The sequence below is a fragment of the Flintibacter sp. genome, from assembly GCF_046973065.1.
On the sequence record NZ_JBKVXZ010000023.1, the window covers coordinates 39,795 to 48,930 of the forward strand.

The following is a 9,136-nucleotide window of genomic DNA, read 5'->3' on the forward strand; positions in this document are numbered from 1 at the left end:
CCCTGTTGGGCTATGGCTGTATGCGCTTTCCCGTGAACAAGGACCACACCGTGGACGAGGAGAAGGCCCAGCAGCTCATCGACCGTGCCATGGAGGCAGGAGTGACCTACTATGACACCGCCTGGTTTTACCACGACGGAGAGAGCGAGCCTATGATGGGGCGCCTGCTCTCCCGCTATCCCCGGGAGAGCTACTGCCTGGCCACCAAGATGCCCTGCGCCATTATCGACAGCCTGGAGCAGGCCAAGGATATCTTTGCCAAGCAGTTTGAGCGGCTCCAGACCGACTACTTTGACTTCTACCTTCTGCACAGCCTCAGCGGCCGCAGCTGGAAGAAGATGCTGGAGCTTGGGGTCGTGGACTTTTTAGAGCAGTGCCATCGGGAGGGCAAGTTCCGGTGGTTCGGCTTTTCGTTCCACGATGAGTACGAGGCCTTTGAGGAAATCCTCCGGGCCAGAGACTGGGATTTCTGTCAGATCCAGCTCAACTACATGGACCAGAACATCCAGGCGGGCCTGCGGGGCCACGACCTGGCCTTGGAGCTGGGGGTCCCTCTGGTCATCATGGAGCCGGTGAAGGGCGGACTGCTGGCTCAGCCCCCGGAGGAGGTGCTGGAACCTCTGCGCGCGCTGGATCCCGATGCCACGCCCTCTTCCTGGGCCATGCGCTGGGTAGGCAGTTTGCCCGGGGTGAAGGTAGTGCTCAGCGGCATGGGCAGCATGGAACAGCTGGAGGACAATCTGAATACCTTCAGCCAGTTCCGTCCTCTGTCCGATGAGGAGCGGGCGGCGGTGGATGAGACAGCCCGCCGGCTGGCTCAGCGGGTGAAAAACGGCTGCACCGGCTGCCGGTACTGCATGCCCTGCCCGGCTGGGGTGGATATCCCCAAGAGCTTCCGTATCTGGAACCGTATGGCCATGTATCAGAACTACCCTGTCACCCGCCGGGATTGGAAGGGAATGGAGGCCGAGGCCCGGCCCGACCAGTGCTACCGCTGCGGCCGGTGTGAGCGGCTGTGCCCTCAGCACCTGCCTATCCGCGCGCAGCTGGCCCAGGCGCATGCTGAGATCACCGCCTTTACGGAGAAGCGGTGAGTCCATAGGGAAGCACGATGGACAAGCAAAAAACTTTACATCAAAACTGGCCTGATTTTTGATAAAATCAAAGAAATCTGACATATATACAAGAAAAAACGCTTATGTCAAGTTTTAAACTTGACACAAGCGTTTTTCCTTTTTCAGCCTTGCAGAATCACATCGCAGCACTCACGAATGGGAAAGGCACGGAAGTAGGCGTCCTCCAGGGGAATCCACAGCTTTTCAAACCGTTCCAGGCCCTCAGGTCCATTCCGGCCCAGAAGACGTGCGCGGCGGGTAGACCAGGGGACATCCAGGAAACACTTCACATGGTAGTAGGGCTGCAGTTCCGGACGCAGGGAGTACACGCCCTCCACCACAGCCAGTGGGGCAGAAGGGACTGCGATTTCCTCACCCAGGGCATTGGAGTGGCAGTGGTAGGGGCGGTAGTGTACGGTTTCACCCCGGGAGAGGGGAGAGAGTACGTCGGTAAAAAAGCGTTCCGCGTCTACATTGCCGCCCGGCTCAGCCAGCCGCTGGGCAGTCTTGCGCTCCGGGGGCAGGTAGAAGTCATCCATATGAAACAGAGGGCAGCAGTAGAGCCGGGAGAGAAAACCACCCAGAGTAGTTTTACCTGTGGCGCATGGACCGTCCAGAGCCACCAGAGTCTGGGAATGGGTGCGGCGGTGGCGGTCGATGGCGGACAGCAAAGGCAGCAGCCGGGCCAGATCCTGATCCACGACCCGGTAAGCGGGGGAGTAGACCCTGCGGTAGCGGTCGCTGTGGTGGACCGCCGGCATGCCGGCCTTGCGGTAGTCCTCCAGAACCCGATCCACTTCAGCCCGGGGAAAGGGCAGAGAGTAGAGTAAATTCAGACTTTCTTCCAGTGCCTGGCGGTCCGGTGTGACCGTCTGAGCTGTATGGAGAAAGAGGGCGGCCAGAGTAGATGGCTCCAGCCCCTGCCCTTTGCAGGCCGCCAGAGACAGCCGGCACAGACCACCGCCCAGAGGTTCTGTAAGGGGCGCATCGGCGTCACCCTCCACATCGGCCCACTCCGCCTCCAGACGGTCCAGAACAGCCTGGGAGTCCAGCCCAAGATGGCCGGGGCCCATACAGCTCTGATAGAGAAATTTGATGGCGTCCTGAAGCTCCAGTTCCGGATGGCTCCGGACATGTTGTTCCAGCAGAGGGGCCAGTGGGTTCATATGATCACTCCTGAGGGATAAGATTGGCTTTCTCCAGAGCACGGACAATGGCGGGCAGAGCCACGAGCTGCAGGATGATGCCAGGGATGGCGTTAGTAAAGGCGCCTGCCACAAAAGTAGCGAAGGTGAAGGCGCTGCCAGTGGAGGTGAGCAGGATTACCTCGACAATACCCCACACGATCCGGCCGCCGATCATAGCCGCTGCCAGAGAAGCGTAGGTGCCAGCCCAGGAATGGGGCAGGCGGCGGTAAAGCAGGCCGGAAATGAAACCATAGGCGGCCAGCTCAAAGGCCATGGCCAGAGCAGTGGGGAACATGGGAGGGAAGCCTCCGGTGAGAACCGAGCGCATCAGGGGAGCAATAAAGCCAACCAGAGCGCCCCAGGGGCCGCCGCAGAGAAAGCCGCACAGCAGCACCGGCAGGTGCATGGGCAGCAGCATAGAGCCGATCTGGGGGATGTTCCCCGTGAAGAAGGGGAGCACATAGGCCAGAGCCAGCATAAGAGCGGACAGGACCAGGCGCTTGATGCGCAGGCGAGAAGAGGATGCGGTTGCGTACATGAACAAAACTCCTTTACAAAAAATACCGCAAAGGCGGCTTCACCCTTCGGGGCGGAACATACCTTCGCGGTACTGATTGCAGGAAGTGCAGGGGCAAAAAAGGTGCCGGCTTCTGCCAGGCGATTATTAGTATCATACCATGAAGCGTCTGCTGCGTCAAGAGCGGCGCTTCTGAGCCCGTTCCATGGCGTGCTGGATGGGCCGGGAAGGGGTGCTGGTGTTGTTCTGCTGCCGCAGCAGAGCGGAAATCTCTCCCGTGGCCTGCTCTACCTCAGCGTGGAAGGTGGTGGCGGACAGACGCAGCGCTCCGTGGCCCAGAATGATAAGCTGCTCGGCATAGTCCGAGGTGGCTACCCGCACCCGGTACTTTTTCCGGCTGAGCTCATAGGTGGCCTTCTCAATGTAGGCGTCGGCGGTCTCCGCTTCCTTGGTGTATACCACATGGATGTTGTGGTAGTGGACCACCTCGCCCACCCCTCGAGGCACCCGGTAGGCGTCAAAGACCAGGATGACCTGGCACTTGCGAAAACCCTGGTAGTTTTCCAAAATGTCCATCAGCCGCTGCCGGGCGGCGTCCAGATTGTCCTGGGCGATGGCTTTCAGCTCGTCCCAGGCGAAGATGATGTTGTAGCCGTCTACCAACAGGTATTCCGGACCTAACTGCTCCGGAGTTTTGATGGCCTGGTATTCCGGCAGCTCGTCCCGCTTGCGGGGCTTGGGCTGGGGACGCAGATCCCGGGCCTTGATGGGGCCGTAGGTGCGCTCAAAGATGGCCTGGAGCTCCTTGTCAGCTTCCAGGGAGCCGGAATACACCGAGCCCTTCCTGGGAGCGGCGGGACGAAACTCCGGTTCTTCTGGCTCTGGAATATCAAACGTAAGACCGCTGTCCACGTGCATGTACTGGCGGACCTCATTCCATTTGACCACAAAGCCTGCCCCATGGTCGCAGAACACCGAGTCGGCGGGGTTATCCACATCCCGGTCGCTGTCGTAGCCGATGGCGTCTACCACCGCCTGCTGGTCGGGACAGGGGCGGTAGCCGTCCAGGGTGCAGAAGAGCCGCCCTTGCCCCCTGGTGTAGGCGGCCACCTCCAGGGCGTAGTCCCTGGCCTGGGAGACGGGAGCGGAGCCGGTGAGGACGGACTGGTCTCCCATGGTTTCGGACAGCTCCAGGCTGCCTCCCATTCGCTGTACATCGGACATAGCTCGTCCCACCTGCTCCTGAGGCAGCTCCAGCCGCAGCTGGTACCAGGGCTCCAGAAGCACACTCTGGGCCATTTTCAGTCCCTGACGCACGGCCCGGTAGGTGGCCTGGCGGAAGTCGCCTCCCTCGGTGTGCTTGGCGTGAGCCCGCCCGGTGAGCAGGGTGATGCGCAGATCAGTGATGGGGGATCCGGTGAGCACCCCCCGGTGCTCTTTCTCCATCAGGTGGGTCAAGATGAGCCGCTGCCAGTTCCGGTCCAGCACGTCCTCGCTGCAGGCAGTGTCAAATTGCAGACCACTGCCCCGAGGGGCGGGCTCCAATAAAAGGTGTACTTCGGCGTAGTGGCGCAGGGGCTCAAAGTGGCCTACGCCCTCCACGGGCTCCAGAATGGTCTCCTTGTAAATGATGCTGCCCTGGCCGAAGGTGACATCCAGACCAAAGCGGTCAGAAATCAGTTGCTTCAGTACCTCCAGCTGGACCTGACCCATGAGCTGCAAGTGGATTTCCCGGCTGTGCTCGTCCCAGGCTACGTGGAGCTGAGGGTCCTCCTCCTCCAGTTGGCTGAGCTGTTTTAATGCGGTGTGGACGTTTGCTCCCTCGGGGAGCTGGACTTGGTAGGTGAGCACCGGCTCCAGCATAGGCAGGGGGGAGGCACCCTCAAAGCCAAGTCCCTGGCCGGGAAAAGTGCGGCTCAGACCGGTGACAGCGCACACGGTTCCCGCTTCTGCCCGGTCCACAGCTTGAAACTGAGCACCGGAGTAGATACGCAGCTGGTCGGCTTTCTCCTGCCAAACCTGGTCGGGCGGGAGGTTCCCGTCAGGGCGTTGGTTGGTGAGCAGATCCTTCACTTTTAAACACCCGCCGGTGACCTTCAGATAGGTCAGGCGGCCACCCTGAGGATCCCGGGTAATTTTGAACACCCGGGCGCCGAACTCCTGGGGATAGAGCGGGGGCGCGGCATAGCGCTCCAGACCCTCCAACAGCTCGTCCACTCCCTCCAACTTTAACGCGGAGCCAAAGTAGCAGGGAAATACCTTCCGGTGACGGATGAGAGAGACGACATCTCGGTCCTCCAGAGTTCCGTTCTCCAGATACTGTTCCAAAATGCCCTCATCACATACGGCTACATTTTCCCCAAAGACGTCCTGGTCCTGGGCGGGATCAAAGTCCACACAGCCCTCCCCGAAGGAGGCCTTCAGCTTTTCCAGAAGCTCCTGCCGCTGCGTGCCGGGCAGGTCCATTTTATTGATAAAAAGGAAGGTAGGAATATGGTACCGGGCCAGCAGCTGCCACAGGGTGCGGGTGTGACCCTGAACCCCGTCGGTGCCGCTGATGACCAGAATGGCATAGTCCAGCACCTGGAGGGTGCGCTCCATCTCCGTGGAGAAGTCCACATGTCCCGGTGTGTCCAACAGAGTGATGGTCAAATCCTTGAGAGGCAGTACGGCCTGCTTGGAGAAGATCGTGATGCCACGCTCCCGCTCCTGGCGGTCGGTGTCCAGAAAGGCGTCTTGGTGGTCCACCCGGCCCAGCTTGCGCAGCCGCCCGCCTCGATAGAGCAGAGCCTCCGACAGAGTGGTCTTACCTGCGTCAACATGGGCCAGCAGACCCACGGAAAGTTGTTTTGCTTCCATGTGCAACATCCTTGCTTGTTCAAGTATCAAAATTGTACCATGTTCTCCGTCGGGAATCAATCCGTGGAAAATTCGGGATTGTGGGAGAAGGGCGTGGTGTGATAGAATAAACCCAGATATCGCCTGCCCCGCTGCGGCAGAGAAAAAGATGCAGGAGGAAGACCAATGAAGCAGGATATGATCCTTGTTCTGGACCTGGGCAGCCAGGAAAATCCCCGCCTGGCCCGGGAAATCCGTTCCCTGGGCGTGTACAGTGAGATCCACCCCCACGACATTACGTTGGAGCGGGTGCATGCGCTGCCCAATGTGAAGGGCATCATTGTTAACGGCGGCCCCAACCGTGTGGTAGACGGTGTGGAGATCGATGTATCCACCGAGATCTATAACTGCGAGCTGCCCGTGCTGCTGGTGGACCACAAGGGCGAGGTGGGCTGGCCCGAGGATGAGGCGGACCGGAAAGAGGCTCTGGCCAACTTCGTCTTTGGCCTGTGCCAGGCGGAACCCAACTGGAACATGGAAAACTTCATTGCGGACCAGGTGGAGCTCATCCGCCGCCAGGTGGGAGACAAGAAGGTGCTGCTGGCCCTCAGCGGCGGCGTGGACTCCTCTGTGGTGGCCGCTCTGCTCATCAAGGCCATCGGAAAGCAGCTCACCTGTGTCCACGTCAACCATGGCCTGCTCCGTAAGGGCGAGCCGGAGCAGGTAGTCAAGGTGTTCCGGGATGAGATGGACGCCAATCTGGTCTATGTGGATGCGGTGGAACGTTTCCTGGACAAGCTGGCCGGGGTCAGTGACCCGGAGCAGAAGCGTAAGATCATTGGCGGAGAGTTTATCCGCGTCTTTGAGGAGGAGGCCCGGAAGCTGGAGGGCATCTCCTTCCTGGGTCAGGGTACCATTTACCCCGACATCATCGAGTCCGGCACCAAGACGGTCAAGGCGGTAAAGAGCCATCACAACGTGGGCGGCCTGCCTGAGGACCTGAACTTTGAACTGGTGGAGCCTCTGAAGATGCTCTTCAAGGACGAGGTGCGCGCCTGCGGCAAGGCCCTGGGTCTGCCCGACAGCATGGTCTACCGTCAACCGTTCCCCGGCCCCGGCCTGGGCGTGCGCTGCCTGGGCGCCATCACCCGGGACCGCCTGGAGGCCGTGCGGGAGTCTGACGCCATTCTCCGGGAGGAGTTTGCCAAGAATGGCCTGGAGGGCAAGGTTTGGCAGTACTTTACCGCCATCCCCGACATCAAGAGCGTGGGCGTGCGGGATGGCGTGCGGGCCGACGAGTGGCCGGTCATCATTCGGGCGGTCAATACGGTGGACGCCATGACCGCCACCGTGGAGGATGTGCCCTTTGCGCTCCTGCAGCATATTACCCAGCGCATCACCCATGAGGTAAAGGGCGTCAACCGGGTGCTTTATGATCTCACGCCGAAGCCCACGGGGACCATCGAATGGGAATGACGCTTGAAACGGCTCAAACCCGCATGAATACAGGCTTTTTTGCCCGTCCAAAAGGCTCTTGATACTGGATTGATACTATTCGTGTCTGCCCGGTACTCCCAAGAGAATGATCCCAAAAGGACAAGCAAAACCGCCCTGCTGAACGACAAATTCAGCAGGGCGGTTTTTTGCTTGTCTTATTTATTTTTCCGCCACGGGATATAGTATTGGCTTTCCCTGCCATCATCACAAGTAGCGGGCCAGTTCAGTTTCCATTCAAAGTATTCGTCCCTTGTGATTTCCCCGGCGTGTAACTCCTGTTGACGCAAGAGCCATTCGTGCATGAACTCATCTACAAGCCCATAGTTGAAGTAAATGCCCACGGGAGGTCGTGCGGGCCAGTCGTAACTGTCGTTATACTGGACAACGGTTTCTTCTTTGATTTTACCGGGGACACGGACAAGCGGAAACAGGCAGATAGAGCCGGGGCTGTCCTCGTCGAGCCAGAAGAATGTCCGCATGAAGTCCTCAGCACAGCCGGGTCGAATGGTATAGAAGTTCTGGCGGTCTACCCGCAGCGCCTCCGCTATCTTGTCCAGCAACTCACGCTTGGGCACACGGTAATTCGTCTCGTACTGTGCGATACGGTTGTCCGCTCCCTTTTCCTCAAAGCCGATGGCGATCCCTAATTCCTTTTGCGTCATGCCTCGAAAAGTGCGGATTTTCTTTATTTTATCTCCAACTGTCATTATGTAACACCGCCTTTGAAAATAGTATAGCGCAAAAAAGCGAAATACGCAAGATAAAGTTTAACAAAAATGCGAATTAAATTCTTGACATTAACTCTGATGTTAATGTATAATAAGGATGTAGTCATTAACATATTTGCGAAATATAAATGAGGAGGTGCAGAACATGAGCAAGGAACTGTTTGTAAAAGCGGAGGAGGTAGCCAGCGAACTGGGTATCTCCAAGCCCTACGCCTACAAACTGGTGCGCGAGATGAACGAGGAACTGAAAGAGAAAGGTTTTATCACCATCCCCGGACGGGTGAGCAGGCGCTACTTCGAGGAAAAATTCTACGGACTGCGGGACAGGCAGTAAGGAGGGAGCGACAATGCCAGCATACAAAGACAAGGCAAAGGGTACATGGTATGCGTCCTTTTACTACGAGGACTGGACAGGCAAAAAGGTCAAGAAGATGAAACGGGGCTTTCCCACCAAGCGGGAGGCGCTGGAGTGGGAGCGGACATTCCTGCAACAGCAGACCGCCGACCTGGAAATGACCTTTGAGAACTTCGTGGCCATCTATGTGGCGGATATGCAAGGTCGTATCAAGGAAAACACCTGGGGGACAAAAGAGCACATCCTCTACAAGAAGTTGGTGCCCTACTTCGGCAAGCGGAAGATGTGCGACATCCACTCGAAAGAGGTCATGGCGTGGCAGAATGAAATGCTCAACCACCGGGACGAAAAGGGCAAGTCCTATTCCCCAGTGTACCTGAAAACGCTCCATAATCAGTTGAGCGCCGTGTTCAATCATGCGGTGCGGCACTACAATCTGAAAGTCAATCCCGCCGCCCAGGTGGGCAACATGGGCAAGGCCAAGGGCCGGGAAATGCTGTTCTGGACAAAGGCGGAGTACCTGAAATTTGCCGAGGCCATGATGGACAAGCCGCTGTCCTACTACGCCTTTGAAATGCTCTACTGGTGCGGCGTACGGGAGGGGGAACTGCTGGCCCTCACCCCGGCGGACTTCGATTTTGAAAAGCAGACTGTTACCATCTCCAAGTCCTACCAGCGTATCAAGGGCCGGGATGTTATCACCGACCCCAAGACGCCAAAGAGTAACCGGGTCATTCAAATGCCTTCTTTCCTCTGTGACGAAATGCAGGACTATACCAAAAGCCTGTACGCCGTGGAGCCGTCAGACCGCATTTTCACGGTGACGAAATCCTACCTCCACCGGGAGATGGACAGGGGAGCGAAAGAGGCCGGGGTCAAGCGGATCAGAATACACGACC

Annotated in this window: 8 protein-coding genes; 4 read left to right on the forward strand and 4 right to left on the reverse strand. The window is 58.3% G+C overall.

Annotation, left to right across the window (positions count from 1 at the left end):
- Window positions 1-2 precede the first annotated feature (2 nt).
- Window positions 3-1,094 (forward strand): aldo/keto reductase, encoded by a 1,092-nt coding sequence (locus ACLTXB_RS09875; RefSeq protein WP_428226854.1) that lies wholly within the window; start codon window positions 3-5, stop codon window positions 1,092-1,094.
- A 143-nt stretch (window positions 1,095-1,237) separates the two neighbouring features.
- Here ACLTXB_RS09875 and ACLTXB_RS09880 read toward each other — a convergent pair whose 3' ends face one another.
- The 3 genes from ACLTXB_RS09880 to ACLTXB_RS09890 all read right to left on the reverse strand — a co-directional run bounded on the left by ACLTXB_RS09880 (window position 1,238) and on the right by ACLTXB_RS09890 (window position 5,687).
- Window positions 1,238-2,281, reverse strand: coding sequence for a uridine kinase family protein (locus ACLTXB_RS09880; RefSeq protein WP_428226855.1), 1,044 nt, complete (start codon window positions 2,279-2,281; stop codon window positions 1,238-1,240).
- Window positions 2,282-2,285: 4 nt separating this feature from the next.
- On the reverse strand, window positions 2,286-2,840 hold the full coding sequence (locus ACLTXB_RS09885; protein WP_428226856.1) for an ECF transporter S component: 555 nt from the start codon (window positions 2,838-2,840) through the stop codon (window positions 2,286-2,288).
- Between the two features lie 156 nt (window positions 2,841-2,996).
- Entirely contained in the window at window positions 2,997-5,687 is a 2,691-nt protein-coding gene (locus ACLTXB_RS09890) for an NYN domain-containing protein (RefSeq protein ID WP_428226857.1), read from the reverse strand.
- A gap of 156 nt (window positions 5,688-5,843) precedes the next feature.
- On the opposite strand from ACLTXB_RS09890, the gene guaA reads away from it, so the two are divergent.
- On the forward strand, window positions 5,844-7,133 hold the full coding sequence (gene guaA, locus ACLTXB_RS09895) for a glutamine-hydrolyzing GMP synthase (RefSeq protein WP_428226858.1): 1,290 nt from the start codon (window positions 5,844-5,846) through the stop codon (window positions 7,131-7,133).
- A 176-nt stretch (window positions 7,134-7,309) separates the two neighbouring features.
- On the opposite strand, the gene ACLTXB_RS09900 is transcribed toward guaA, so the two are convergent.
- A complete protein-coding gene (locus ACLTXB_RS09900) occupies window positions 7,310-7,861 on the reverse strand; it encodes a helix-turn-helix domain-containing protein (RefSeq protein ID WP_325305455.1) in 552 nt (183 codons plus the stop codon).
- Window positions 7,862-8,027: 166 nt separating this feature from the next.
- Between ACLTXB_RS09900 and ACLTXB_RS09905 the strand changes: the two genes are divergently transcribed.
- A complete protein-coding gene (locus tag ACLTXB_RS09905) occupies window positions 8,028-8,216 on the forward strand; it encodes a DNA-binding protein (protein ID WP_295580496.1) in 189 nt (62 codons plus the stop codon).
- A 13-nt stretch (window positions 8,217-8,229) separates the two neighbouring features.
- On the forward strand, window positions 8,230-9,136 hold a 907-nt coding region (locus ACLTXB_RS09910), incomplete at its 3' end, for a tyrosine-type recombinase/integrase (protein ID WP_428226859.1).